23 protein-coding genes are annotated in these 25,559 nt (G+C 71.2%); 11 read left to right on the top strand and 12 right to left on the bottom strand.

Annotated features, from left to right (window positions below):
* Positions 1 to 17 precede the first annotated feature (17 nt).
* A complete protein-coding gene (locus tag AB0I71_RS02735) occupies positions 18 to 2,111 on the bottom strand; it encodes a protein kinase (RefSeq protein WP_357581495.1) in 2,094 nt (697 codons plus the stop codon).
* A gap of 204 nt (positions 2,112 to 2,315) precedes the next feature.
* Here AB0I71_RS02735 and AB0I71_RS02740 point away from each other — a divergent pair, with 204 nt between their 5' ends.
* Positions 2,316 to 3,899, top strand: coding sequence for a methylmalonyl-CoA mutase family protein (locus tag AB0I71_RS02740; protein ID WP_357581496.1), 1,584 nt, complete (start codon positions 2,316 to 2,318; stop codon positions 3,897 to 3,899).
* A 474-nt stretch (positions 3,900 to 4,373) separates the two neighbouring features.
* A complete protein-coding gene (locus tag AB0I71_RS02745; protein WP_357581497.1) occupies positions 4,374 to 5,633 on the top strand; it encodes an amidohydrolase in 1,260 nt (419 codons plus the stop codon).
* Here AB0I71_RS02745 and AB0I71_RS02750 read toward each other — a convergent pair.
* Positions 5,590 to 6,585: a DUF4349 domain-containing protein gene (locus AB0I71_RS02750; RefSeq protein ID WP_357581498.1), complete on the bottom strand. Its 996-nt coding sequence runs from the start codon at positions 6,583 to 6,585 to the stop codon at positions 5,590 to 5,592. The two genes, AB0I71_RS02745 and AB0I71_RS02750, sit on opposite strands and share 44 nt — an antisense overlap.
* 114 nt (positions 6,586 to 6,699) lie before the next feature.
* Between AB0I71_RS02750 and AB0I71_RS02755 the strand changes: the two genes are divergently transcribed.
* The 3 genes from AB0I71_RS02755 to AB0I71_RS02765 all read left to right on the top strand — a co-directional run bounded on the left by AB0I71_RS02755 (position 6,700) and on the right by AB0I71_RS02765 (position 9,096).
* Positions 6,700 to 7,332 carry an MBL fold metallo-hydrolase gene (locus tag AB0I71_RS02755; RefSeq protein ID WP_357581499.1) on the top strand — a complete coding sequence of 211 codons (633 nt, stop codon included), beginning with the start codon at positions 6,700 to 6,702 and terminating at the stop codon, positions 7,330 to 7,332.
* A gap of 4 nt (positions 7,333 to 7,336) precedes the next feature.
* Complete coding sequence (locus AB0I71_RS02760; RefSeq protein WP_357581500.1) at positions 7,337 to 8,260, top strand: hypothetical protein; 924 nt, start codon at positions 7,337 to 7,339, stop codon at positions 8,258 to 8,260.
* A 98-nt stretch (positions 8,261 to 8,358) separates the two neighbouring features.
* The gene (locus tag AB0I71_RS02765) at positions 8,359 to 9,096 is read left to right on the top strand and encodes a hypothetical protein (RefSeq protein WP_357581501.1); all 738 of its coding nucleotides are present in this window, start codon (positions 8,359 to 8,361) and stop codon (positions 9,094 to 9,096) included.
* A gap of 93 nt (positions 9,097 to 9,189) precedes the next feature.
* On the opposite strand, the gene AB0I71_RS02770 is transcribed toward AB0I71_RS02765, so the two are convergent.
* The gene (locus tag AB0I71_RS02770) at positions 9,190 to 9,645 is read right to left on the bottom strand and encodes a gamma-glutamylcyclotransferase (protein ID WP_093406228.1); all 456 of its coding nucleotides are present in this window, start codon (positions 9,643 to 9,645) and stop codon (positions 9,190 to 9,192) included.
* A 106-nt stretch (positions 9,646 to 9,751) separates the two neighbouring features.
* On the opposite strand from AB0I71_RS02770, the gene AB0I71_RS02775 reads away from it, so the two are divergent.
* The gene (locus AB0I71_RS02775) at positions 9,752 to 11,155 is read left to right on the top strand and encodes an NAD(P)H-quinone dehydrogenase (RefSeq protein WP_357581620.1); all 1,404 of its coding nucleotides are present in this window, start codon (positions 9,752 to 9,754) and stop codon (positions 11,153 to 11,155) included.
* Here AB0I71_RS02775 and AB0I71_RS02780 read toward each other — a convergent pair.
* Together AB0I71_RS02780 and AB0I71_RS02785 are read right to left on the bottom strand one after the other, a co-directional pair.
* Positions 11,112 to 11,876 carry a DUF998 domain-containing protein gene (locus AB0I71_RS02780; protein ID WP_357581502.1) on the bottom strand — a complete coding sequence of 255 codons (765 nt, stop codon included), beginning with the start codon at positions 11,874 to 11,876 and terminating at the stop codon, positions 11,112 to 11,114. The two genes, AB0I71_RS02775 and AB0I71_RS02780, sit on opposite strands and share 44 nt — an antisense overlap.
* Positions 11,877 to 12,001: 125 nt before the next feature.
* Entirely contained in the window at positions 12,002 to 12,616 is a 615-nt protein-coding gene (locus AB0I71_RS02785; RefSeq protein ID WP_357581503.1) for a DedA family protein, read from the bottom strand.
* A gap of 495 nt (positions 12,617 to 13,111) precedes the next feature.
* On the opposite strand from AB0I71_RS02785, the gene thrS reads away from it, so the two are divergent.
* Positions 13,112 to 14,332, top strand: a complete 1,221-nt coding sequence (thrS, locus tag AB0I71_RS02790) for a threonine--tRNA ligase (protein ID WP_357581504.1) — start codon at positions 13,112 to 13,114, stop codon at positions 14,330 to 14,332.
* Between the two features lie 79 nt (positions 14,333 to 14,411).
* Here the strand turns inward: thrS and AB0I71_RS02795 are convergent, their stop codons facing one another.
* The gene (locus tag AB0I71_RS02795) at positions 14,412 to 14,858 is read right to left on the bottom strand and encodes a DoxX family membrane protein (protein WP_357581505.1); all 447 of its coding nucleotides are present in this window, start codon (positions 14,856 to 14,858) and stop codon (positions 14,412 to 14,414) included.
* Positions 14,859 to 14,944: 86 nt separating this feature from the next.
* Here AB0I71_RS02795 and AB0I71_RS02800 point away from each other — a divergent pair, with 86 nt between their 5' ends.
* Positions 14,945 to 15,586 carry a TetR/AcrR family transcriptional regulator gene (locus AB0I71_RS02800; RefSeq protein WP_357581506.1) on the top strand — a complete coding sequence of 214 codons (642 nt, stop codon included), beginning with the start codon at positions 14,945 to 14,947 and terminating at the stop codon, positions 15,584 to 15,586.
* 26 nt (positions 15,587 to 15,612) lie between these two features.
* On the opposite strand, the gene AB0I71_RS02805 is transcribed toward AB0I71_RS02800, so the two are convergent.
* Positions 15,613 to 17,052: a GuaB1 family IMP dehydrogenase-related protein gene (locus tag AB0I71_RS02805; RefSeq protein WP_357581507.1), complete on the bottom strand. Its 1,440-nt coding sequence runs from the start codon at positions 17,050 to 17,052 to the stop codon at positions 15,613 to 15,615.
* A gap of 14 nt (positions 17,053 to 17,066) precedes the next feature.
* Entirely contained in the window at positions 17,067 to 17,663 is a 597-nt protein-coding gene (locus AB0I71_RS02810) for a LysE/ArgO family amino acid transporter (RefSeq protein WP_357581508.1), read from the bottom strand.
* Between the two features lie 71 nt (positions 17,664 to 17,734).
* Between AB0I71_RS02810 and AB0I71_RS02815 the strand changes: the two genes are divergently transcribed.
* The gene (locus AB0I71_RS02815; RefSeq protein WP_357581509.1) at positions 17,735 to 18,631 is read left to right on the top strand and encodes a LysR family transcriptional regulator ArgP; all 897 of its coding nucleotides are present in this window, start codon (positions 17,735 to 17,737) and stop codon (positions 18,629 to 18,631) included.
* 15 nt (positions 18,632 to 18,646) lie between these two features.
* Here the strand turns inward: AB0I71_RS02815 and AB0I71_RS02820 are convergent, their stop codons facing one another.
* Positions 18,647 to 20,398 (bottom strand): biotin carboxylase N-terminal domain-containing protein, encoded by a 1,752-nt coding sequence (locus tag AB0I71_RS02820; protein ID WP_357581510.1) that lies wholly within the window; start codon positions 20,396 to 20,398, stop codon positions 18,647 to 18,649.
* Positions 20,399 to 20,584: 186 nt separating this feature from the next.
* Between AB0I71_RS02820 and AB0I71_RS02825 the strand changes: the two genes are divergently transcribed.
* Both AB0I71_RS02825 and AB0I71_RS02830 read left to right on the top strand, forming a co-directional pair.
* Positions 20,585 to 21,544, top strand: a complete 960-nt coding sequence (locus AB0I71_RS02825; RefSeq protein ID WP_357581511.1) for an ATP-binding cassette domain-containing protein — start codon at positions 20,585 to 20,587, stop codon at positions 21,542 to 21,544.
* 17 nt (positions 21,545 to 21,561) lie between these two features.
* Positions 21,562 to 22,317 carry an ABC transporter permease gene (locus AB0I71_RS02830; protein ID WP_357581512.1) on the top strand — a complete coding sequence of 252 codons (756 nt, stop codon included), beginning with the start codon at positions 21,562 to 21,564 and terminating at the stop codon, positions 22,315 to 22,317.
* 131 nt (positions 22,318 to 22,448) lie between these two features.
* On the opposite strand, the gene AB0I71_RS02835 is transcribed toward AB0I71_RS02830, so the two are convergent.
* The 3 genes from AB0I71_RS02835 to mycP form a co-directional block, all read right to left on the bottom strand.
* Entirely contained in the window at positions 22,449 to 23,102 is a 654-nt protein-coding gene (locus tag AB0I71_RS02835; protein ID WP_357581513.1) for an O-methyltransferase, read from the bottom strand.
* Positions 23,103 to 23,112: 10 nt separating this feature from the next.
* Positions 23,113 to 23,769 carry a nucleoside triphosphate pyrophosphatase gene (locus tag AB0I71_RS02840; RefSeq protein ID WP_357581514.1) on the bottom strand — a complete coding sequence of 219 codons (657 nt, stop codon included), beginning with the start codon at positions 23,767 to 23,769 and terminating at the stop codon, positions 23,113 to 23,115.
* A 134-nt stretch (positions 23,770 to 23,903) separates the two neighbouring features.
* Positions 23,904 to 25,064, bottom strand: a complete 1,161-nt coding sequence (gene mycP, locus AB0I71_RS02845) for a type VII secretion-associated serine protease mycosin (RefSeq protein WP_357581515.1) — start codon at positions 25,062 to 25,064, stop codon at positions 23,904 to 23,906.
* Positions 25,065 to 25,559 lie beyond the last annotated feature (495 nt).

The following is a 25,559-nucleotide window of genomic DNA, read 5'->3' on the forward strand; positions in this document are numbered from 1 at the left end:
CGGGCGTGCGCCCCGGCTCAGCCGGCCGCGGTGAGCTGGAACGACTTGAGCATCTCCGCGTAGATCGGCTTGCTCTCCTCGAAGCGGGCGTCGTTCGAGGTCAGGTAGAACGAGTAGAGCCGCCCGTCGTGCGCGACTCCGTGCCAGATGCCGTGCCGCATGGCGTCGCCGTCACCGCAGGTGTACTCGAACTCGGCCGAGGGCTTGCCGGCCAGCTCCTTCTCGGCCATGGCGACCTGGGTGTACGGCTTGGCGCAGGACTTCGACCGGGTCTTCAGGCCGTTCTCGGCGACCTGCGCCCAGCGCGCCGAGGTGCCGCTCCACGCCTCGTTGAGGATGCGCACCCGACGGCCGCTGTCCTCCGGGTCGGTGTAGTCGATGTAGACGCCACCGGCCGGCGCGGCCCGCTTCCAGCCCTTCGGCACCAGCATCCGCACCCCGCGTGCCGAGTGCTCCTGCATCTCGACGCCGGGGCCTTCCTCGGCCGAGTTGGACGGCTCGGCGACCGGGGTGGCGGGTGGCTCGTCGCCACCGCTGGCGAAGGCCACGATGCCGATCAGCAGGAGCACCGCGAGGCCGCCGGCCGCCGCCAGCTGCATCTTGCGCGGCCAGCCCTTCACGGTGTCGACCACCCGGGTGCCGGCGGCCTTGGCCCGGTCGACCGGGCTGCCGCCGCCGGCGGGAGCGGCCGCCGGGGTGCCGTACGGCTGGTTGGGGGCGGCCGGCCACTGGGCACCGCCGTAGCCGCCGATCCGCTGCGTCGCCTCGGGCTGGGTGCCGTAGCCGCCGAGCTGCTGGGTCGCGTCGGGTGCGGCACCGTAGCCGCCGACCCGCTGGGTCGCGTCGGACGGCGCGCCGTAGCCGAACACCTCCGGTCCGACACGCTGGGTGGTGTCCGCTCCGATCCGCTGCGTCGCCTCGGCGCCACCGTAGGTGCGGCCGGCGGGCGGGGACGCCGCAGCGCCCCGCTGCCCCGGTCGGGCCAGCGCGTCGGCGCTGGTGTCCTCCATCGCGGCGGCGCTGGCCGCCGCGGCCTGGCCGGGGCGCTCGCCCCGGCGTAGCGCGGCCAGCCGGTCGGTGAGCGACTCACCGGGACCGAGCATCGCCCGACCGCCGATCTGCCCGGACGGGGCCGGTTTCGCCGGGGCTGCCGGCGCGGTGATCGGTGCGGGCTGCGGCACCGGCATCACGGAGTACTGGTCGGTCATCGAGTTGACCCCGGCGGCGCTGCTGCTCAGCGGGCCGGCCAGCAATTCGCGCAGCATGGCGCGGGCGGTGTGCACGTCGAGCCGGCGGGCCGGGTCCTTCTCCAGCAGACCCATCAGCACCCGGGTCAACGGACCGCTGCGCTGCGGTGGGGCGGGCGGGTCCTCGACCACGGCATGCATGGTCTCGATCGGGTCGCCCCGGTCGAAGGGCGGCCGGCCCTCCACGGCGGTGTACAGCGTGACGCCGAGGGAGAACAGGTCGCTGGGCGGGCCGAACTCCTGCCCCATGGCCCGCTCGGGGGAGATGAAGTGCGGTGAGCCCAGCACCATGCCCGGAGTGGTGAGCTGCACGTCGGTGGGCATCCGGGCCACGCCGAAGTCGGTGAGCACGCAGCGGCCGTCCGAGCAGATCAGCACGTTGGCCGGCTTGACGTCGCGGTGCAGCACGCCTATCGCGTGTGCCACCTCGAGCGCGCCGAGCAGCGCGATGCCGATCTTGGCAACCACGCGCTGGGCGATCGGCCCGTCCTCGATCACCATGTCGGCGAGGCTGCGGGCGTCCAGCAGCTCCATCACGATCCACGGGCGGCCGGCCTCGGTGACCACGTCGTACACCTGGACGACGGCCGGGTGGGCGATGGCGGCAGCGGCGCGGGCCTCGCGCAGGGTGCGTTCGTACATCGCGTCGCGGTCGCTCGGTGCCAGGCCGGGCGGGAGGATGACCTCCTTGACCGCCACGTCGCGGCGCAGAAGTGTGTCTGTGGCCCGCCAGACCGTACCCATGCCACCGTTGCCCACCGCGGAGCGCAGCGAGTACCGGTCACCGATGACGGTGCCGGGTGTCGCGCGTCCGTTGGTGGGAGTGCTGACTGGTCCGCCGCTCCACGTCGGGATCTGAGTCACAGAAAAGCCACCGGGGGAAGTCGAGAGGGCTGGGACACAACCCCCCTATCTTGCTGGTTCAGACGCCCGATGCGAAAGCCGGCGCGGCGGACGTTTCCAGTACTCGACGGTACGTGTGCAGGCACTCACCTCTTGTCGCCGCAGGCGACCCGGTGTGCGGTATCCCTCACCCGACAGTCGTCCCGCGCGTCCTACCATCCGGTGATGAGCGAACGGCGGTCAAGCGAGTCCGGTTTCCCGATCAAGGGCGTCTACACGCCTGCCGATCTTCCCGGCGACCTGGACTCCCGGCTCGGCGCGCCGGGCGAGTTCCCGTACACCCGTGGGGTCTATCCCACCATGTACACCTCCCGTCCGTGGACCATGCGACAGTACGCCGGCTTCGGTACCGCCACCGAGTCCAACGCGCGCTACCACCAGCTGTTGCGGGCCGGCACGATGGGCCTGTCGGTCGCCTTCGACCTGCCCACGCAGATGGGGTACGACTCCGACGACCCGATCGCGCACGGCGAGGTGGGCAAGGTCGGCGTGGCCATCGACTCCATCGAGGACATGCGGCTGCTCTTCGACGGCATCCCGCTGGACAAGGTCTCCACCTCGATGACCATCAACGCGCCCGGTTCGGTGCTGCTGCTGCTCTACCAGCTCGTCGCCGAGGAGAACGGGGTGCCGGGTTCCGCGCTCAACGGCACCATCCAGAACGACATCCTCAAGGAGTACATCGCCCGGGGCACGTACATCTTCCCGCCGAAGCCCTCGCTGCGGCTGGTCGCCGACACCTTCGGCTACTGCCGTACCGAGGTGCCGAAGTGGAACACCATTTCGATCTCCGGCTACCACATGGCCGAGGCCGGCGCCTCGCCGGTGCAGGAGATCGCGTTCACGCTTGCCAACGGCGTGGAGTACGTCCGGGCGGCGATCGCCGCCGGGCTGGCCGTGGACGACTTCGCCCCTCGGCTGTCGTTCTTCTTCGTCGCCCGCACCACCCTGCTGGAGGAGGTGGCGAAGTTCCGGGCGGCCCGACGGATCTGGGCCCGCCTGATGCGCGACGAGTTCGGCGCGAAGAACCCGAAATCGATGATGCTGCGCTTCCACACCCAGACCGCGGGTGTGCAGTTGACCGCCCAGCAGCCCGAGGTGAACCTGGTCCGGGTGGCGGTGCAGGGGCTCGGCGCGGTGCTCGGCGGCACCCAGTCGCTGCACACCAACAGCTTCGACGAGGCGATCGCGCTGCCCACCGAGAAGGCGGCCCGGCTGGCGCTGCGTACCCAGCAGGTGCTGGCGTACGAGACGGATCTCACCGCCACGGTCGATCCGTTCGCCGGCTCGTACGTGGTGGAGGCGATGACCGCGGAGATCGAGACGGCGGCGGACGCGCTGATGGCTCGGGTCTTCGAGCACGGGTCGGCGGTGGACGCGATCGAGGTCGGCTTTCAGAAGCGGGAGATCGAGCAGTCCGCGTACCGGATCGCGCAGGAGATCGACTCGGGTGAGCGGGTGGTGGTCGGGCTCAACCGGTTCGCCATCGACGCCGAGGAGCCGTACGAGCCGCTGCGGGTCGATCCGTCGATCGAGGCGGCACAGGCGGAGCGGCTGGCGAAGCTGCGGGCCGAGCGGGACTCGGCGGCTGTGCAGCGGGCCCTGGCCGAGTTGCGGGAGACCGCCTCGGGCACCGGGAACGTGCTCCACCCGATGAAGGCGGCGCTGCGCGAGCGGGCCACCGTCGGTGAGGTGTGCGGGGCGCTCCGCGAGGTCTGGGGTCGGTACCAGCCCACTGACCGGTTCTGAAACCGGACCAGCTGTCGCCGGTCGGGCACTGCCCGTCGCGCAGCGTGTCGAACGGCCCGTCCCCGGGTAATCCGCTTCTGGTGATCACGCGGACGCACACGGTGTGCGGTCGGACGGCCTCCGTGCGTGTGAACGTCCACTGGCGCCCGTTGCCGGGAGTGGTCGGGTAATTGTCGTACCGTCAGTTCATTGGCGCGACTAATGCGACAATTCGGAACGACGACGATGGTTCCGAGAAGATTCTCGGCATCCTGGGCGCGATTACGCGTTGTAGGAGGTGAGGGGTGGATGACGGCGTTCGACCGCGATCTACCTGCTGTCCCGCTCACCTGCGGGCGCTCTCATCAGGGCATACGTGACGCTGCGCGGTCCGATCATCACCGGAACGAGGTTGCGCAGAGTTACCGTCGGGGGTCTACGCTGTCTGCTGTTCCCGATGATCCATCCATTTCTAGTGATCGAAGAGAATTCGACGTGACGAGTGCGTTGACGATGCCGACCGGTCACCAGCTGGCGCCGTCCTGGCCGGAGGCGCCGGCCGGTACCCAGCCCCTGCCCTTCGAGTTGGACCACCTGCTCGCCCTCCGGGTACCGGGCCTGATCGCCACGCGCCGTCACATTCACTCGCACCCGGAGCTGTCCGGCGCGGAGTTCGAGACCGCCGCCCTGGTCGCGCGGGAACTCTCCCTGGCCGGGTTGCAGCCGCGACTGCTGCCCAAGGGCAACGGAGTGATCTGCGACATCAACGGCCGCCCGGACGGTCCCGTGATCGCGCTGCGTGCCGACATCGACGCGCTGCCGCTTACCGACGTCAAGGACGTGCCGTACCGCTCCACGGTCGACGGGGTCTGCCACGCCTGCGGGCACGACGTGCACACCACGATCATGTTGGGCGTCGGCATGCTGCTCGCGCAGCTGGCCGACCAGGGCGAGCTGCCCGGCCGGGTCCGGTTGATCTTCCAGCCCGCCGAGGAGATCCTGCCCTGCGGTTCGCTGGAGGTGATCGAGGCCGGCGGCCTCGACGACGTGGTGCAGATCTTCGCGCTGCACTGCGACCCGAACCTGCCCGTCGGTCAGGTGGGCCTGCGGGTCGGCCCGATCACCGCCGCCGCCGACAACGTCACCGTCCGGCTCACCGGCCCGGGCGGCCACACCGCCCGCCCGCACCTGACCGTGGACCTGGTCGACGCGCTCGGCCGGCTGATCACCGAGGTCCCGGCCCTGGTCAGCCGCCGGGTACCGGCCAACAGCGGCCTGCTGCTGGTCTTCGGGCACGCCTCCGCGGGCACCCGGTACAACGTCATCCCGTCCGAGGCGTCCGCCTCCGGCACCCTGCGGGTGATGGACCGGGACGCCTGGGAACTGGCCCCGAAGATCGTCTCGCAGGTGGTCCGGGACGTCATCGCACCGACCGGCGCCACAGTCGACCTGGAGTACCTGCGCGGTCGCCCGCCGGTCTGCAACGACGCGCGGGCCATCGGGGTGCTGAACGCGGCCACCGCCGCCGCGCTCGGCCCGGAGGGCGTCGCGGAGACCCCGCAGAGCATGGGTGGCGAGGACTTCTCCTGGTATCTGGAGTACGTCCCCGGTGCCCTCGCTCGGCTCGGGGTCGGCCGCTCCGGGCCGAACGTCGACCTGCACCGGGCCTCGTTCGATGTGGACGAACGAGCAATCCCGGCGGGCGTACGACTCATGGTGCAGACCGCGCTCCAGGCACTGGCGGCGGCACGCTGACCCCCGGCGGTGGCGGCGCGCCGACCGGTGCGACCAGGGCCGGCACCGCCGGGCGGTTCCGGCGGCGACGGCGCGCCAGCCACCACAGCGCACCCACCGGTACGCCGAAGACGAGCAACCACGGCAGGACCGCACCGAGCACGGTGAGCAGGACGGTCATCGAGGCCAGGAAGACCTTCCAGCCGCCCTTGAGCCCCACCAGGAAGCCGATCTGATTCTCCTCCTCGGGGATCGTGACGCCCGGACCCACCAGGGTGACCGTGATGGTGGACAGCGCGGTGAGGTCGCTCAGTCGCCGCTTCTTCGCCTCCAGTGAGGCGAGGTCGGCCTCCCGCCGGGCCAGCTCGTTCTCGATGTTGACCAGATCAGTTATCGAGTCGGCCTGGGCGAGCAGCCGCCGCGCGCTCTCCACCCGGGCCCGCTGGCTGGCGATCCGGGCGTCGAGGTCGATGGTCTCCTCGGTGACGTCCTGCGTGCCGATCTCCCGGCGCTCCTGCACGCCGAGGCCGGCCAGTTCCTCCACGACCGCGTAGAACCGGTCCGCCGGCACCCGTAGTTCGAGGTCGGCCACCGCGTCGGCGTCGGAACTGCGGCGTTGGTCCCCGCCGACGAACCCACCGGCCCGGGTCGCCGCGGCGGCGGCGTCGCGTGCGGCGGCGTCCACATCGTCCACCTGCACCCGGATCGATCCGGTGTAGATGATGGACCGTTGGTCCACCCGGGTGTCCGTCGCCGCACCGGCACCGCCCTGGGCATTGCCGGGCGCGGCGGCCTCGCCGGGCACACCGGCGGCACCCTCCTGGGCCGGCGCGACGGCGTCGGCCGCGGTGCCGGCCGCTCCTGAGTCGTCTCCGCCGCCACCACTTCCGCAGCCGGCGAGCATCAGCAGCGCGGCCAGTGTCGCCACCGCCGTGGTCCCGTGACGGCGGGCTCCACCCATTCCCATCCTCATCCCCGTTCCCCTTTCGACTGCCCGAGCGGGCAATGGCTCGGACGCCACACGCCACCGCACAGGTTCCGGCAGACTGCGCTCAGGACGTCACGAATCGATATGGGAGGCATCACGATGCGGCTCACCAAGTACGCCCACTCGTGCCTGCGGGTCGAGCACGACGGGGGAGTGCTGGTCATCGACCCAGGGATGTTCAGTGAGCCGGCGGTGGCGTTGGACGGGGCCGACGCCGTGCTGGTCACCCACGAGCACCCGGATCACCTCGACGTGGCCGCGGTGAACCGGCAGTTGGCCCGGCGTCCCTTCGTCATCCACGGACCGGCGTCGCTGGCCGGCACCCTCGGCGATGCAGCCGACGTGCTGCGACCGGTGGCCCCCGGAGAGGCGTTCACCGCCGCCGGAATTCCGGTACGCGCCCACGGTGGCCGGCACGCGGTGATCCATCCCGACATCCCGGTGATCGACAACCTCGGCTACCTGCTCAACGACGTCGTCTACCACCTGGGCGACGCCCTGTTCGTCCCGGACGACGTCCAGGTCGACACCCTCTTCGCCCCGATCCACGCGCCCTGGTCGAAGTTCTCCGAGGTGGTCGACTTCATCCGGGCGGTGGCCCCACGTCGGGTCTTCGCGCTGCACGACGCCCTGCTCAACGACAACGGCTACGCGGTGCTCGACCGGCAGTACACGGCACTGTCCGGCAGCGAGTACCAGCGGCTGGAGCCGGGCAGCCGGATCGACGGCTGAGCCGATGCCCGACCCCCCACCCGACCTCGTCGAGCAGCTGTACCGCACGCCGCCGGACCGGTTCGTCGCCGCCCGGGACGACGCCGCCGCGCAGGCCCGCCGGGCCGGTGATCCGCGTACCGCCCGGGAGATCGCCAGGCTGCGCCGACCCACCGTGGCCGCCTGGCTGGTCAACCTGCTCGCGCTGGAGCGACCGGAGCTGGTGTCCGAGCTGGCGCAACTGGCCGAGGCGCTCCGGGAGGCCCAGCGCGAGCTGCGCGGCCCGCGCCTGCGGGAACTGTCCGCGCAGCGGCGGGCGGTGGTCGGCGCACTTGTCGCCGAGGTACGCCGGCTCGCCGCCGGCGTCGAGGGAGCCCCGTCCGGCGGGAAGTTGCCGCTGGCCGAGGTCGAGGCGACCCTCAACGCCGCGCTCTCCGACGTCGCGGTGGCCGAGCAGGTGCGTTCCGGGCGGCTGTTGCGGCCGGCACACTACGCGGGGTTCGGCGAGGTGCCCCGGCCGCAGCTGCGCCTGGTGACCGGCGGGGAGGAACCGCCGCCCGCCGCGCCGGTCCGGCAGCGTCCAGCGGACCGGGGCGCGCTGCGGGCCGAACAGGCGCAGCGGGCCGCCCGCGCCGAACGGACCCGTCGCCGCAGGGCGTTGGAGAAGGAACTGGACCGGGCGCGTACCGACCGGGAACGGGCCGAGACGGACCTGGCCGGAGCGGTGACGGCCGAACGCGACGGTACGGCCGCGCTGGACGCCGTCGAGGCGGAACTGGCCGAACTGGAACGCCGCCGGGCCGTCGCCGAGCAGGAACTCAGCCGCTCCCGGCTGGCCCGACGGGCCGCCGAACGGGCGCTCACCACCGCCCGGCGACGTGCCGGCGAGGTCGAGGCCGCAATGGAGGCGTTGGACGCCGAGGAGGGGGATGCCGACTCCGACGGTTGACCGGCAGACTGATCCCCCATGGACGGACCTTCGGGCGGATCCTTCACGTACGGACCATCGGGGCGAACCCGCAGTGGCGGCCCTCGGGGCGGGGCGGGATGACGCCGGAGCAGGTCGCGACGGCGAGCAAACCGGCGGTGCTCGCTCTCGGGGAGGCGTACACCCGGTGCCCCACCACGCTGCGCCGGGCGCGGCTGCTCGGCATCTCCGGGTGGGCCTTCTACGTCACCGGTCGGGCCGGCGCGCTGGGTGACGTACGGGCCGAAACCGTGGCGGCGGCGCTCGGCTTCATCGCCCCCGACGCCGTGGCCGACGGCTGGGACGCCGCCGCCCGTGCGGTCCGGCCGGCCGAGGTGGCCGCCGCCAGCCTCGCCGAGTGTTGCCGATGGGGCGAGGAGGTGCTGGGTGGCCTGCCCCGCGTCGACCGACTCGCGGTGCTCGTGGAACGCGCCGTCGCGGCGGCCGACGCCAGCGCCATGCCACTGTTCGCCGCCTGGCGGGCCATGCCGTCGGACGCGGCGACCCCCGGTGCCCGGGCCGCCGCCGGCCTACGCCTGCTGCGCGAACACTTCACCGGTGCGCACCTGGTGGCCGTACGCGCCAGCGGGATGACGCCACTGGAGGCGGTGCTGGCCGGCCCCGAGGGAGCCACCGGCGCGATGGCCTGCGGCTGGCCGCCGCCGTACCCGCCGGTCGGACCGCTGGTGCGGCGGCGGTTGTGGGCCGAGGCGATGACTGACCGGCTCGTCGCGCCGGCCTTCACCGCGTTGGGTCCGGCCGACGGCGCGGAGCTGGTCGAGCTGCTGACCGTGGCACGGACCCACGCACAGGGCTGAGAACCAGCCCATCCTGGGACGATCTCCCCGGGACCCGGGGTCGGCGCCCGGCGCCACCACGACCGGTAGCAGACTGGAGAGGTGGGAGACGCGCTACGCCGAAGCGGTGCCGGTGGGTCGGGACCGCAGCTCGATGACGTAGTCGTCCGGCGCGCCGGCCTTCTCGGCGGCGTTCGCGATCTCCGAGAGGTACCAGGACGTGGGCAGGCCACCCTCGTAGCCGTCGAAGACGTAGACCCAGGCCGTCACGTCGCCGTCAAGCGTCGAGACGCGGACGGTCAGCTTCCGGTAGGTGCCGGAGGTGACGCCCTCGATCTCGTCCAGCTGGGCCGCGTCGTACGGGTGGATGTCGTAGAGCGCCACGAACACCCGGTCGCCGGGCGACTCGACCACTGTGCTGACCGCGCCCTCCCAGCCGATGACGTCCTCACCGGCGAAGGTGAGCCGCCAGCCTTCCAGCCAGCCGATGCCCACCATCGGGGAATGCGGGCAGTAGGCACGCATCCGAGCGGGGTCCAGGTTCGAGCCGTAGGCGGCGTAATGACGCACGGCGATGACGATAGCCCGGCTGGCGCGTGGGGGAGAATACGACGGTGCGTGTCGGACGCGTCGGGGAGAAGAAAGTCACTGTGAGCATGGAGGAAGGGCGGTCGTGGTGAGCCGGATCGTGATCATCGGCGGGGGGCCGGCGGGCTACGAGGCGGCACTTGTGGCGGCGCAGTTGGACGCCGACGTCACAGTCGTGGAGGCCGAGGGCGCGGGGGGTGCCTGCGTGCTGTCCGACTGCGTGCCGTCGAAGACGTTCATCGCCAGCTCGGAGGTGGTGACCGGCTATCGGGACACCGAGGTTTTCGGGGTGCACTCCGACGGGCTGGAGGCGGTCACCGTCGACGCCCGGGCGGTCAACGACCGGGTCAAGCGGCTCGCCCTGGCGCAGTCCGGCGACATCCACGCGAAGCTGGTCAAGGCCGGGGTCACCTTCGTGTCCGGGCGGGCCCGGCTCGGCGAGGACACGCTCGGCCACACCCACCGGGTGATCGTCACGCCGGACGGTGAGGAGGCCGCGTACGCCATCGACGCCTCGACCGTGTTGATCGCCACCGGCGCCACGCCCCGCCAGCTGCCCACCGCGCTGCCCGACGGCGAACGCATCCTGACCTGGCGACAGGTCTACGACCTGCCCGAGCTGCCGGAACACCTGATCGTGGTCGGTTCCGGCGTGACCGGTGCCGAGTTCGCCAGCGCGTACCTCGCGATGGGTGTCGAGGTGACCCTGGTCTCCAGCCGCGACCGGGTGATGCCGCACGAGGACGCCGACGCCGCACAGGCGATCGAGCGGGTCTTCCGGACCCGGGGCATGAGCATCCTGAACAATTCCCGCGCCGAGAGCGTCCGGCGCACCGGCGACGGCGTCGAGGTCGAGCTCTCCGACGGCCGCACGGTGTCCGGGTCGCACGCCCTGATCGCGGTCGGTTCGATCCCCAACACCGCCGAGCTGGGCCTGGCCGAGTACGGCGTCGAACTGGCCCGGGGCGGCTACGTGACGGTGGACCGGGTATCCCGGACCAACGTGCCAGGCATCTACGCGGCCGGCGACTGCACCGGGGTGCTGCCACTGGCCAGCGTCGCCGCGATGCAGGGCCGGATCGCCATGTGGCACGCGCTCGGTGAGGCGGTCCGGCCGCTGCGGCTGCGTACCGTCTCCGCGAACGTCTTCACCGACCCGGAGCTGGCCACGGTCGGGGTCTCGCAGGACGAGGTGGACGCCGGCAAGGTGCCGGCGCGGCAGGTGATGCTGCCGCTGGGCGGCAACGCCCGGGCGAAGATGGACGAGATCCCGGACGGCTTCGTCAAGCTGTTCTGCCGCCCGGCCAGCGGCCAGGTGATCGGCGGAGTGGTCGTCGCACCCCAGGCCAGCGAACTGATCATGCCGATCACGCTGGCGGTGGAGAACAACCTCACAGTCAACGAACTGGCTCAGACCATCACCATTTACCCCAGCCTCTCCGGTTCGGTCACCGAAGCCGCCCGCCAGCTGATGCTTCACGAACTCGAATGACCCCGGGCCCTTCGCCGATCATGCGGTTGTGGTCGTCGGCAAGGGCCGGTTCCCGGCTTTTGTGAGGTGCCACCACCGCACGGCCGTTGGCCGTGGCCGCGAGGGTGGCGGCGACGACGGTGAGCAGGGCCACCTCGGCGAGGATGAGGGCCCGTTCGATCAGGCCGTAGTAGGCGCGGTCACCGGGGTAGGCGGACCAGGCCATCGCGACGGCCAGCAGCAGGCTGGTCACGGTCAGGGTGCGCAGCCAGATACCGGTACGGGCACCGGCGGGAAGCCGGGCGGCGAGCAACCAGCCGGCGATCGGCAGCGCCAGGAAGGCGACCACCGAGGCGTACCGGTGCACGTAGGCCGCCGTACCCATGTCGGTGCCGGGCGGGTTGGTCGGCACCAGGCCCGACACCAGCAGCCCGCCCGCCCAGACCGCCAACAGCCACTCGGCGTACGGGCCCCGGCGCCCGACCGGGGCGGGGGTACCTGCGGGCCGATCCGACTCCGGCTGGTCCAGCCGACTCAGCGCCGGGATGAGCACGGCGGAGGCGGCGGCGAGCAGCAGCATCGCCAGGTGGATGACCTCGCCGGAGTCGGAGACGGCGTAGTCGCTGACGGTCAGACTGACCGGGTCCAGGTCGCTGACGCCGGCATGACCGATGACGGTGAGCACCGCCGCGAGGAGGATCCCACCGAGGGCCAGTGCACCGCTGTTCCGGATTCCAGGCATGTCTCAGCCTGTCGTCGCGGGCACCCCAGACGGATCCGGGACGAGCACCGAAATTCGACCCCGGGACCACCCCGACAGGCCATCCGGCTTTTCCCCCGGGTGATCGGCGCCCCGCTGACCCGTGATCAGTCGACGGTGGGCCCGGCGGGGGGCGGGTTCAGCCGTGCGGCGACGGACGCCAGGGCCCAGCCGGTCAGCCCGAAACCGGCGGCGGCCACCGCCGCGACGATCAGCATCCGCCAGGCGGACCCGGTCAACGCCGCGCCGCCCAGGTGCCCCACCAACCCGCCGTACGACGCCCAGCCCGCGGCCGCGATGCCGGCACAGGGCAGGAAGAGCCGGACCGGGTACCGGCTGCGGCCGGCGGCGAAGCAGGCCGCCATCCGGCCACCGGGCACGAAGCGGCAGAGCAGGATCATCATCGGCCCGGGACGGCGCAGCCCTCGGGTGAGGCGGCCGGCCATCCGCCGGGCGCGACCCGTGCCCGGCGGCTGCGGTGGCCGGCGACCCGAGGTGTACCGGCCGAGCAGGTAACAGGCCAGATCCCCGGCGAGTACGCCGAGCGCGCCGACGGCGACGGTCGTCGGCAGGTTCAGCCCGCCGTACACGGTGAGTGCGCCGCCGGTGAGCATCAGCAGTTGGGTGGGCACCACCGGCACGAAGGCGTCCACCGCCAGCAGGGTGAAGAGTGCGAGGTACGCCAGGTCGGGCGACGCCACCTGGGTGAGCAGTTCAGGCACCGGGCCACCTCGCGGAAATTTCCGAACGGAACGTACCGAGCCTGACGCGGTGTCCGGCGTCACCCGCAACCGGCCCTGGCCGGCCGTGACCAGTGACACCCAAGGCGTGCGGCGGAGCCACGCCGGAGCCGCCCGGTCCACCGCAGCATATCGATGAAGGTTGACGGCGGGGCACGGTCGCCGAAATGTCCTCCGGCGGCGTACCGTTGTCGGCGCGCGGCCCGGCGAGCGTCGGGTCCCCCGTTCCTGACGCCCGGGCCGCCGCCGGGCCGCTGGCAGGTCCCGTGCCAGCGGCCCGGTTTTAACGAGGTGCGGCGGTGCGCGGGACGGGCGTACGCTCCGCGCATGAGCAGTGCGGTGCTGACGACGACGCCGGGGAAGCCTGGCGCGCCGCACTGACGTCTTCGTCTACGCAAGTGCCCCGGGCGATCCGCCCGGGGCACTCGTGCGTCGTGGGTGAAGGTCGCGTCGGGGCGTACCGTCAAGGAGCCTGACATGACCGACCACCGCCGGCTGGGCCGGGACCTGGACCTGTTCGCCACCGATCCGCTCTCCGGCGCCGGCCTGCCGATCTGGCTGCCGGCCGGTGCCGCCGCCCGGCACGCAGTCGAGGAGTACCTGCTTGACCTGGAGCGCCGGGCCGGCTATCAGCAGGTGTACACCCCACCGTTGGGCCGGCGGGAGCTGTTCGAGGTCTCCGGGCATCTCGGCTACTTCGCCGCCGAGATGTTCCCGCCGATGCGGCTGGGAGAGGGCGACGACGAGTTGCTGCTCCGCCCGGCGCTCTGCCCACACCACGCCCTGGTCTACCGGGCCCGGGGGCGCTCCTACCGGGAGCTGCCGCTGCGGATCTCGGAGATCGGGGGCATGTACCGGGCGGAACGCTCGGGGGTGGTCGGCGGACTTTCCCGGGTCCGCGCCATCACCCTCAACGACGCGCACAACTTCTGCGCCCTGGAGCAGGTCGGCCAGGAGGTGTCGGAGATCCTGCGGCTGATCCGGGCCGCGCACGCGGCGCTGGGCGTGCGGCCGGCGGGCGTACGGCTGTCGCTGCGCGGGCCGGGGGAGAAGTACGTCGGCGACGACGCGCAGTGGGCGCGGGCCGAGGACCTGCTCCGCGCCGCCCTCGACGGGGTGTCGTACACCGAGGCGTCCGGTGAGGCTGCCTTCTACGGCCCGAAGATCGACATTCAGGTGCGGGACGCGGCTGAGCGCGAGTACACCCTCTCCACCGTCCAGCTCGACTTCGACAAGCCGGAGCGGTTCGATCTGTCGTACACCGACGCGGACGGTGAACGACGGCGTCCGGTGATGGTGCACCGCAGCCTGGCCGGCAGCATGGAACGCCTCTTCGCGTACCTGATCGAGGTGCACGGGGGCGCCTTCCCGCCCTGGTACGCCCCGGTGCAGCTGGTCGTCCTGCCGGTCGGTGACGACCAGGCGGAGACCGCGCTCGATCTGGCCCGACGGGCCACCGAGGCGGGCCTGCGGGTCGAGGTCGACCACGGCGGCTCGCTCGCTGCCCGGGTCCGCGACGCGGCTCGCCGCCGGATTCCGTACGCCGCGGTGGTGGGCGCCCGGGAGGCGGCCGACGGTCGGGTGGCGTTGCGGCTGCGTGACGGACGCTCGCTGGAGCCGCAGTCGGCGGCGGCGGCGATCGGGCTGATCGTCGCGGCGGTGGCCGCCCGCTCCGGCGACCTGCTGCCGGCCCGCTGAGGCCGACGGGTCGCGGTCGCGCTCGTCCCGTCGCGACCGCGACCGCTACGACTACGGCGGTGTTGGTTGCGGATCAGGCTCACGGTCCGACCGCGACCGCGACGGCGGCGGCGAGAAAGACGAGTTGCAGCACGGTACGGACGCCGAGTGGAGTGACCGGACGGCCGGCGAGGGTGAGCCGGCGGCGGGCGGCGGAGATGTTCGCGGGGAACATGGCCAGCAGCAGCAGGGCCAGCCCAGCTGCGGCCCAGCGGGCGGTGGCCGGTACGAGCAGCCCGACCGCGCCGGCGAGTTCCATCACCCCGGTCACCGTGACCAGCAGGTCCGGCCGTGGCAGCCGGGGCGGCACCATGGCGATCAGGTCCCGCCGCCGACCCCCGACGAAGTGCACGATCCCGGTCATGACGAACATGAGCGCCAGCCCGACCCGCAGCGCCGGATGCCATCCGTCGAGCGCGGTGAATCCGGCCAGGCCGACGAGCCGGGCGAACGCGGTGCCGGCGACCAGGGCGATCAGCGGAGCCATCGATACCTCCCTCAACTGCGAGTCTTGTCGCTGTCAAGATTGGCGCTGGGAGCTGCATCTTGTCAACGACAAGATAGGCTGGGGTGATGAGCGACACCCGCGGCTACCACCACGGCGACCTGCGCCGCACGCTGCTCGACGCGGCCGTGCAGGCGATCGGGGAGTCAGGTCCGGCGGCGCTGAGCCTGCGCGAGCTGGCCCGCCGGGCCGGCGTCTCGCATGCCGCACCGGCACACCACTTCGGCGACCGCGCCGGCCTGTTCACCGCGATCGCGGTGCAGGGTTACGACATCCTCGCCGAAGCGCTCGCCGGGGCCGGCGGCGAGCTGCTGGATCTCGGCGTGGCGTACGTGGAGTTCGCCGTCCGGCATCGCGCGCACTTCGAGGTGATGTTCCACCCCGATCTCTACCGGGCCGATGACCCCGAGGTGCGGGCCGCCCGGGAACGGTCCGGTGCCGTCCTGCGCGCCGGACTGGCGGACCGGTCCGCCCGCCCCACGCCAGCCGCCGGCACCCCGGACCCTGCCGACCGGCCCGGCGGAGACGGCGACCGGGACGGCAGTCCGGCCGAGCCGCAGGGGGACGTCCTGGCCGCCTGGTCGATCGTGCACGGCTTCGCCACCCTCTGGCTGGCCGGCGCGCTCCCAGCCGGGCTGGGCGAGGACCCGGGTGACGCCGCCCGGTCGGTGATCCGGCACCTCTTGACCCCGGATGCGGGCACCGACTGATCGTCAGCCGATGCCCGCGCCCGACCTCACCAGCTGGTCGGCAGGGGCATTCCCTCGGTGTAGCCGGCGGTGCTCTGCACCCCGACAAGCACCCGCTCGTGGAACTCGTCAAGGGTGCGGGCACCGGCGTAGGTGAACGCGCTGCGCACTCCCGAGATGATCTCGTCGATCAGGTCCTCCACGCCAGGTCGGGCCGGATCCAGGTACATCCGGGCCGACGAGATGCCCTCCTCGAAGATCGCCTTGCGGGCTCGGTCGTAGGGGCTGTCGTCGCCGGTACGCGCGCTCACCGCCCGCGCCGAGGCCATGCCGAAGCTCTCCTTGTAGCGCCGGCCGTCCTCGTCGGTGTAGAGGTCACCGGGGGACTCGTAGGTGCCGGCGAACCAGGAGCCGATCATCACGTTCGACGCACCGGCGGCCAGCGCCAGCGCCACGTCCCGGGGGTGCCGCACCCCACCGTCGGCCCAGACGTGGCGACCCAGGTCCCGGGCGGCCGCCGCGCAGTCCAGTACCGCCGAGAACTGCGGCCGACCGACGCCGGTCATCATCCGGGTGGTGCACATCGCGCCCGGACCGACCCCGACCTTGATGATGTCGGCACCCGCGTCGACCAGATCGCGCACCCCGTCGGCGGTGACCACGTTGCCGGCCGCCACCGGCACGGCCGGGTCGAGGCCGCGTACCGTCCGCAGGGCGGAGATCATCCGCTCCTGGTGGCCGTGCGCGGTGTCCACGACCAGGGTGTCCACTCCGGCCTCCAGCAGAGCCTTCGCCTTGCCCGCGACATCGCCGTTGATGCCCACCGCGGCCGCGATCCGCAGTCGACCGTGGTCGTCCACCGCCGGCTTGTAGAGCGTCGCCCGTAGCGCCCCGGCACGGGTGAGCACGCCGACCAGCCGGCCCGCGTCGTCGACCACCGGCGCGAGTCGCCGCCGGCCCGCCGAGAGCCGGTCGAAGCCGGTACGCGGATCCGCGTCGACGGGCACGGTGTGCAACTCGGTCGACATCACGTGCCGCAGCTGAGTGAAACGGTCCACGCTGACGGTGTCGGCCTCGGTCACCACCCCCATCGGCCGGCCGTCGTCGTCGACCACGATCACCGCACCGTACGCCCGCTTGGGCAACAGGTGGATGGCGTCACCGACGGTGTCGTTGGGGCCCAGCGCGATCGCCGTGTCGTGCACCAGGTGCCGCTGCTTGACCCAGGCGACCACCTCCGCCACCACGTCGATCGGGATGTCCTGCGGGATCACCGCGATGCCACCGCGCCGGGCCACCGTCTCGGCCATCCGTCGGCCGGCGACCGCTGTCATGTTCGCCACCACCAGCGGGATGGTGGTACCGGTGCCGTCGCCGGTGGCGAGATCCACGTCGAGCCGCGAACCCACCTCCGAGCGGGCCGGGGCCATGAATACGTCGTTGTAGGTCAGGTCGTATCCGGGAGTCGCGCCATTGAGGAACCGCACCCGGCCATCATGACTCAGCCCAGCACCAGGGCCACCGCCACTGCGACCATCACCACCGCGATCACGCCGTCGAGAACCTGCCAGACCCGCCTGCGCGCGAGCAGCGGAGCGAGCCGGTACGCGCCCGCACCGAGCGCGGTGAACCAGAGCACGCTGCCCACCGTCGCGCCGATGCCGAACAGCCAACGATGCGCATGCTGCTGGGCGATGCCACCGAGGAGCAGCACCGTGTCGAGGTAGACGTGCGGGTTGAGGTAGGTGAAGGCGAGGCAGGCCAGCAGCGTCGGGCCGAGTCGGGCCGGTGGCCGGTCGGCTGGCGTGAGCGCGGCGGGACGCAACGCCCGCCGGGCGGCGAGTGCCGCGTACCCGAGGAGGAAGGCCGCCCCACCCCACCGGATCGCGGTGAGCAGGACCGGGCGCCCGGCCACCACCGAACCCACCCCGGCGATGCCCACACCGATCAGCAGCGCGTCGGAGAGCGCGCAGGTCAGCACCACCGGCACCACGTGTTCCCGGCGCAGGCCCTGCCGCAGCACGAAGGCGTTCTGCGCGCCGATGGCGACGATGAGGGCGATGGACAGGGAGAAGCCGGCGACGACGGAGGTGAGCATGCCCCCGACCGTAGAAGCGCCCCGGCTGGTGAGTCCAGCTAAAGATTCTTCATCTGGTTAAGCTCAGCTACGTGACCGGTCTCGACTCCACCCAGCTCCGTACGCTCGCGGCGATCGTCGCGGAGGGCAGCTTCGAGGCGGCGGCCCGACTGCTGCACGTCACGCCGTCGGCGGTGAGCCAACGGATCAAGGCGCTGGAGGAGACCGTCGGGCAGGTCCTCGTCCGCCGCCACCGGCCCTGCGACGCCACCGAGGCCGGCCGCCCGCTGCTGCGCCTGGCCGGCCAGCTCGCGCTACTCGAACAGGAGGCGCTGGCCGACGCCCGAGGACCGCTCGGCGGCGACCGGGGCCGCACCCGGGTCGCCATCGTGGTCAACGCCGACTCGCTCGCCACCTGGTTCCCCGCCGCCCTGGCCCGGCTGCCCGGACAGCCGGAGTTGTCCTTCGACATCCGGCAGGACGACCAGGACCACACCGCCGATCTGCTGCGCGCCGGCACGGTCACCGCCGCGGTGACCGGCCAGCGGGAGGCGGTGCAGGGCTGCCGCGTACGCCGGCTCGGCGCGATGCGCTACCGCGCCCTGGCCGCGCCCGCGTTGGCGGACCGCTGGTTCGCCGACGGACTGACCCGGGCCTCGGCCGCCGTCGCGCCGGTGGTGGTCTTCGACCGCAAGGACCGCATCCAGCACCGCTTCCTGCGGACCGTCACCGGGCGCGCCCTCGACCCGCCGGTGCACTACGTGCCGTCGGTGCCGGCCTTCAACGAATCGATCCGGCTCGGGCTCGGCTGGGGGCTGATGGCCGAGCAGCTCGCCGACGCCGACGTGGCCGCCGGCCGGTGCGTGGACATCGCACCTGGCCGGGTGCTGGACGTCCCGCTCTACTGGCAGCACTGGCGACTCGACTCGCAGGTGCTGACCACACTCACCGCCGCCGTCTGCGCCGTCGCCGCCGAAACCCTCCGCTGAGCCCGGCGGCACACCTCAGGCGATGGTGCAGATCGCCGCGCCAGCGGTGATCACCGCACCGACCTCGGCCGAGAGCCCGCTCACCGTACCGGCCTTGTGCGCGTGCAGGGGCTGCTCCATCTTCATCGCCTCCAGCACCACGACCAGATCACCCTCGGCGACCGTGTCGCCGTCAGCGACCGCGATCTTCACGATCGTGCCCTGCATGGGCGAGGTGAGGGCGTCGCCGCTCGCCGCCGCGCCCGCCGTGGTCCCGCCGCCCCGGCGGGTGGGCTTCCGGGCGGCCGGCGCGGCACCGACGGTACCGGCGCCGAGACCTGCGGGAAGGCTGACCTCCAACCGCTTGCCGCCCACCTCGACCACGACGGTCTCGCGTTCGGCCGGGCCGGCGAGCGCCCCGGCGGCGGCGGTGAACGGCGGCACCGTGTTGTCGAACTCCGTCTCGATCCACCTGGTGTGCACGCTGAACGGCTCGTCGGTGAACGCCGGATCGCGCACCACCAGCCGGTGGAACGGCAGCGCGGTGGCCATCCCGTCGACCACCATCTCGTCAAGCGCCCGACGGGCCCGCTCCAACGCCTCGGTCCGGGTCTCCCCGGTGATGATGACCTTGGCCAGCAGGGAGTCGAAGTTGCCGCCGATCACGTCACCGGCGGAGATGCCGGTGTCCACCCGTACCCCCGGGCCGGTGGGCAGCCGCAGCGCGGTGACCGTGCCGGGGGCGGGCAGGAAGTTGCGGCCCGGGTCCTCGCCGTTGATCCGGAACTCGATGGAGTGCCCGCGCGGGGTCGGGTCCTCGGTGAACCGCAGCTTCTCGCCGTCGGCGATGCGGAACTGCTCGCGGACCAGGTCGATGCCCGCGGTCTCCTCGGTGACCGGGTGCTCCACCTGGAGGCGGGTGTTGACCTCCAGGAAGGAGATGGTGCCGTCGTTGCCCACCAGGTACTCGACAGTGCCGGCGCCGTGATAGCCGGCCTCCCGGCAGATCGCCTTGGCGCTGTCGTGGATCTGGGCCCGCTGCGCGGCGGTGAGGAACGGCGCCGGCGCCTCCTCGACGAGCTTCTGATGGCGGCGCTGCAACGAGCAGTCCCGGGTGCCCACCACGATCACGTTGCCGTGCTGGTCGGCGAGGACCTGCGCCTCCACGTGCCGGGGCTGGTCCAGGTACCGCTCGACGAAGCACTCACCCCGGCCGAACGCGGCGACCGCCTCCCGGGTGGCCGACTCGAACAGCTGCGGAATCTCCTCCATCGTGCGGGCCACCTTGAGCCCGCGCCCGCCGCCGCCGAAGGCTGCCTTGATCGCCACCGGCAGGCCGTGGTCGACGGCGAAGGCCATCACCTCGTCGGGGCTGCCGACCGGGTCAGCGGTGCCGGGGACCAGGGGTGCGCCGGCCCGCTGGGCGATGTGCCGGGCGGTCACCTTGTCACCCAGGTCGCGGATCGCCTGCGGGGTGGGACCGACCCAGGTCAGGCCGGCGTCGATGACCGCCTGGGCGAAGTCTGCGTTCTCGGAGAGGAAGCCGTACCCGGGATGCACCGCGTCCGCGCCGGAACGGCCGGCGATCTCGATCAGCTTGTCGATGCGCAGGTAGGAATCCGCAGCCGTGTCACCGCCGAGGGCGTACGCCTCGTCGGCGAGCGTGGCGTGCAGGGCGTCCCGGTCGGAGTCGGCGTACACCGCGACGCTGCCCAGGCCCGCGTCCCGGCAGGCGCGGATGACCCGGACGGCGATCTCGCCCCGGTTGGCGATGAGTACCTTGCGCACCTTGGTGGCTCCTCCCGGCGGGTTACTGACCGGGAGTTTATCGGTCACCCCGACGGCCCTAACGATCGCTCAGTGTGGGATGGCGCACTGTCGGGGCCAGCTAATTGAGCGGCGTGGTGTCGTACCGATGTGGTCGAGTGCCGGTGACGATGATGGCCGACACTGGCCACGAGCGGGGAGCAGGACATGATCGAGACCAGAGGGCTGCGGAAGTCGTTCCGCAGCCGGGCCGGTCGGGAGACGAAGACCGTCGAGGCGGTACGCGGCGTCGACCTGGACGTTCCGGCCGGTGAGATCTTCGGGTTCCTGGGCCCGAACGGTGCCGGCAAGACCACCACGCTGCGGATGCTGGCGACGCTCATCGAGCCGGACGGGGGACAGGCCACCATCGCCGGCGCCGACCTGCTCAAGGACCCGGGCGAGGTGCGTCGCCGGATCGGCTACGTCGCCCAGGGCGGAAGCACCTGGGACGAATCCACCGGCCGTGAGGAGCTGGTGCTCCAGGCCCGGATGTACGGAATCGGCAAGGCCGAGGCGCAGCGGCGGGCCGCCCGGGCGCTGGAGGCGTTCCAGCTGACCGAGTTCGCCGACCGTAAGTGCAAGACGTACTCCGGCGGCCAGCGGCGCCGGGTCGAGATCGCCCTCGGCATCATCCACGAGCCGAAAATCGTCTTCCTGGACGAGCCCACCACCGGGCTCGACCCGCAGAGCCGCGCACACATGTGGGACGAGATCCGCCGGTTGCGCACCGACGGCATGACCGTCTTCATCACCACGCACTACCTCGACGAGGCCGACGCGCTCTGCGACCGCATCGCGATCATGGATCACGGCGAGGTGGTCGCCGAGGGTACGCCGGCCGACCTCAAGCGGGAGATCTCCGGCGACGTGGTGCAGGTCGGACTGGACGCCACCGCCACCGGCGAGGCCGAGAAGCTGCTCGACGGCGAGGAGTACGTCAACCGGCTGGAACTGCTCGACGAGGGCGGGCTGCGGCTCTTCGTCGACGAGGGCGCCACCGCCATTCCGCGGATCCTCCGTCGGATCGACTCGGCAGGGCTCGATCTCAAGTCGATCGAGCTGCACCGCCCGAGCCTCGACGACGTCTTCCTCACCAAGACCGGCCGCTCGCTGCGCGAGTCCTGACCCGACCCGGAGATCTCATGAAGCTCGCTCGCGACACCTGGCTGATCTTCCAACGGCAGCTGCACCTGCTGCTGCGCAACCCCGTGTGGGTCTTCGTCGGTGTCTTCCAGCCGGTGATGTACCTGCTGCTCTTCGCCCCGCTGCTCAAGCCCGCGCTGGGCGCAGCCACCCAGGCCGAGGCGTACAAGATCTTCGTGCCTGGTCTGCTGGTCCTGCTGGCCATCTTCGGTGGCCTGTTCCAGGGCTTCGGCCTCATCGCGGAACTACGGGCCGGGGTCATCGAACGCTCCCGGGTCACCCCGGTCAGCCGACTCGCCCTGCTGCTCGGCCGGTCGCTGCGCGACGTGGTGTCGCTGATGGCCCAGGCCGTCATCATCACGCTGCTCGCGCTCCTGTTCGACCTGCGGGTGTTCATCGGTGACCTGCTGCTGGCGTACCTGATGCTCGCCCTCATCGCGTTGATGACCTCGGCGGTCTCCTACGGCGTCGCGCTGAAGGTGAAGAGCGAGGACGCCCTGGCTCCGCTGATGAACACGGTGGCCCAACCGGTGCTGCTGCTCTCCGGCATCCTGCTGCCGCTCGCCTTCGCGCCGGGCTGGTTGCAGGGCGTCGCCAAATGGAACCCGTTCTCCTGGGCGGTCGACGGCACCCGGGCACTGTTCAACGGCGACATCGGCAACGACCGGGTCTGGCAGGGGCTGACCATCATCGCGATCCTCGCGGCAGCCGGCGTCTACTGGGCCGCCCGCCAGTTCGCCCGCAGCGTCCGCTGACCCCGCGCGCCCGACGCCGGCCCGGTGGGCCGGGTTGGTTCGTGGACGGGTTGCGGCATGTTGGGGTTTCCCGTCGACTGGATACCGCGACATGCCGCAACCGGAGTGGATCGACGCTCCCGTGACCGGTGTCAGTGCACGTGGGCGAGGGTCAGTCCGTCGGCGATCGGCAGCATCACGGCGTCCACCCGTACGTCGGCCAGCACATCCTCGTTGAACGCCGCGATCGCCCGGTCGTCGGCGCTCTGCGGCGCCACCACCCGGCCATTACGCAACACGTTGTCGACCGCGATCACCCCACCGGGCCGCATCCGAGGCACCAGCTCGGCCCAGTAGACCGGGTAGCCGGTCTTGTCCGCGTCGATGAAGGCAAAATCGAGGTAGCGGTCGTGCGGCAGTTCGCGCAGCGTGTCGCCGGCCGGCCCGATGCGCAGGTCGATCCGGTCGTCGACGCCGGCCCGCGCCCAGTACCGGCGGGCGATGCTCGTGTACTCCTCGGAGATGTCGAAGCAGGTCAACTGCCCGCCCTCGGTCAGGCCCCGGGCGATCGCCAACGACGACAGCCCGGTGAAGGTACCCACCTCCACGGCCTGCCGGGCGCCGAGCAGCCGGGTCAGGAACGTGAGGAAGGCGGCCTGTTCCGGCGCGACCTGCATCGACGCGTGCTCGGGCAGCAACGCCAACGTCTCCCGCGCCAGATCACTGACGATCTCGTCGGGCGGGGCGCCGTGCGCCACCAGGTACCGGTGCAGGTCGTCGGTGAGCGGAATCGACTTCAGGGTCATGCTTCGGAACCTAACCGAGCGGTTCGACTATCTGGTTACCAGGCGCGACCTTCGTCCACAGATCGGTGATCCGCAGATCCAGCTCGGAAAGCAGACTCCGCAGCAACGGCAGGGAGAGCCCGACGACGGTCCCCGGGTCCCCTTCGATCCGCTCCACGAACGGCCCGCCCAACCCGTCGATGGTGAACGCGCCAGCCACCGCGAGCGGCTCACCGGTAGCTACATAGGTGGCAATCTCGTGATCGCTGATGTCGGCAAAATGCACCACAGTGGAGGCCACCGCCTCGGCACGCCGCTCGGCCATGATGTCCACGAGACAATGGCCGCTGTGCAGCACCCCGCTCCGCCCGCGCATCCGCTCCCACCGCCGGGTAGCGTCGGCCTCGTTGTCGGGCTTGCCGAGAATCTCCCCGTCGAAGGCGAGCACCGAGTCGCAGCCGAGCACGAGGGTTCGCTCTTCGTCGGTCGGACGCAGCCGACCCAGCACGGCCTGCGCTTTGAGTCGGGCCAACTCCAGACAGAGATCCTCAGCCCGTTCGGTCACCACGAGCGATTCGTCGACCCCACTGACCAGCACGTCCGGTTCGATGCCGGCAGACTGGAGAGACTTGCGGCGGGCGGGGCTCGCCGAGGCGAGCACGAGGCGAAGCGGTAGGGCATCAGGCACCCCGCCGACGTTACCGCCTGCCCGCGTACGCCACGCCGCACACCACCCCCGCCCACCCGGCGTCCGCTCCGCCCGCCCTGTCCGCCCCGACTGCGGCACCCTCACACCCCAGGACGAGTCGCGGTGCTGATGCGTCAGCGACTGATCCGAGGCGGCGGATCATCAGAGCGCCGTCGACGCTGGAGGAACAGCGCCCACGCGCCGCCAGCCACCACCAGCACCCCCAGCGTGACCAGGCCACGGACCGTCGCCGCCCGCTCCCCGTCGCCACGCGGCCCGTCAGCCGCCGCCGTGGTCGGTCCGGTCCCTTCCGGCCCGGCCGTCGGCCCCGACCCGAAACCCCTAGGCGGTACGTCTGCCGTCAGCGCCGCCACCAGATCAATGACCCCGTATCCGTACTGGTCGTCCCGCCCTGGCGGCCCCTTGTCGATCGCAGTCGCAGTCAACCGATGAGCCACCTCGTCAGCCGGCAGATACGGATACTTCGCCCGAATCAACGCCGCCGCCCCCGCCACAATCGCCGCCGCCCCAGAAGTCCCCGTGCCCACCCGATACCCGCCATCAAAGTTGGTGCTGAATAACTCAACAGCCGGTGCGACAACGTCAATTTGATCGCCCGTAACGGAGATGCTGGCCCGACTACCTGTTCTATCTATGCCGCCTACCGCTATCACCGGGGCGTAGGCTGCGGGGTGGCGTACAATTTGATCGGCGGGCCTGTTTCCTGCGGCAGCGACAACGACAATGTCGGCATCAATCGCCGCCTGAATCGCTTTTTGTTCGGCTATGTCTTGCTCTCCTGCGGCCGATATGCTAATGACGTCGGCGCCGCTCCTTATAGCGTAATCTATTGAAAGAGCAAGCCCTTCGGTTGTTCCGCTTGAATTCCTATCCTTAAATTTCACGGGAAGGATAGTTGCTTGAGGTGCAATTCCTGTTGCCCCCTCGGGATTGCGGCTACGAGCGGCTATCAGCCCAGCCATAGCTGTGCCGTGTCCATCGTTATCCTGCCAGCCATCTCCTCCTCTTCGTACTAAATCTGCGCCGGGAAGAAGGTTGTTCCGCAGGTCGGCATGAGGATGCACTCCGGTGTCAAGTACGGCAACCGTGACACCCCTACCTTGACTGATTTCGTGTGCCTCTTTAGCGGCGAGGTGCTGAAGATGCCACTGCCGCCCGTGGTTCTCGCTGTTGTGCTGACTTGCCGTAAGCGTCAAGGCTGATGGAATCGCGGAAGAAATGATGAATGGGATGACAAGAAGTGCAGCAGCCGGGCTGATGTCATAGACTTTCACCGTGTCAGGCCGATGGCTGGACCAGGATCTATCGGCCCGTCTTCGTCAGGCGGTAGCACAATTGGCTCTACCCCCTTCGCTGTAATCCAAGGCCTATCTGGATCCCACTGGCGTGTTTCCTCATGGCGGGATACTCGCGGACTCTGACCGATGTTTAGGGTATTTTGGTAGGGCGAACCGCCGATGGGTGCGGTCCCATAAATTGCACCGATTCCTCTTCCGATGCCAGGTCGAGATCCGGCTGCGCCCGCAGGGGCTGTTCCGGCGGCGCCGCCGCCAATTATCCCTGTAACTGGATTAGTGCGACGGGGCTCAAGGTTACTGGATGGCTGGCCAGCGGTGGGAGGTCGACCGCCTCCGATCACGCCTCCTGGTGGCATCGCGCTTGCACTCGATCTGCTCTTATGCGAGCCGTTGGATGAACCGTCGACGGTAGGGCGTGCAGGATGCGCATCTTGGACTTTGCTTGGCTGGGAGGTGGCTGCCGGTAGGGCG

The organism is Micromonospora sp. NPDC049891, assembly GCF_040660295.1.
Lineage (GTDB): Bacteria > Actinomycetota > Actinomycetes > Mycobacteriales > Micromonosporaceae > Micromonospora.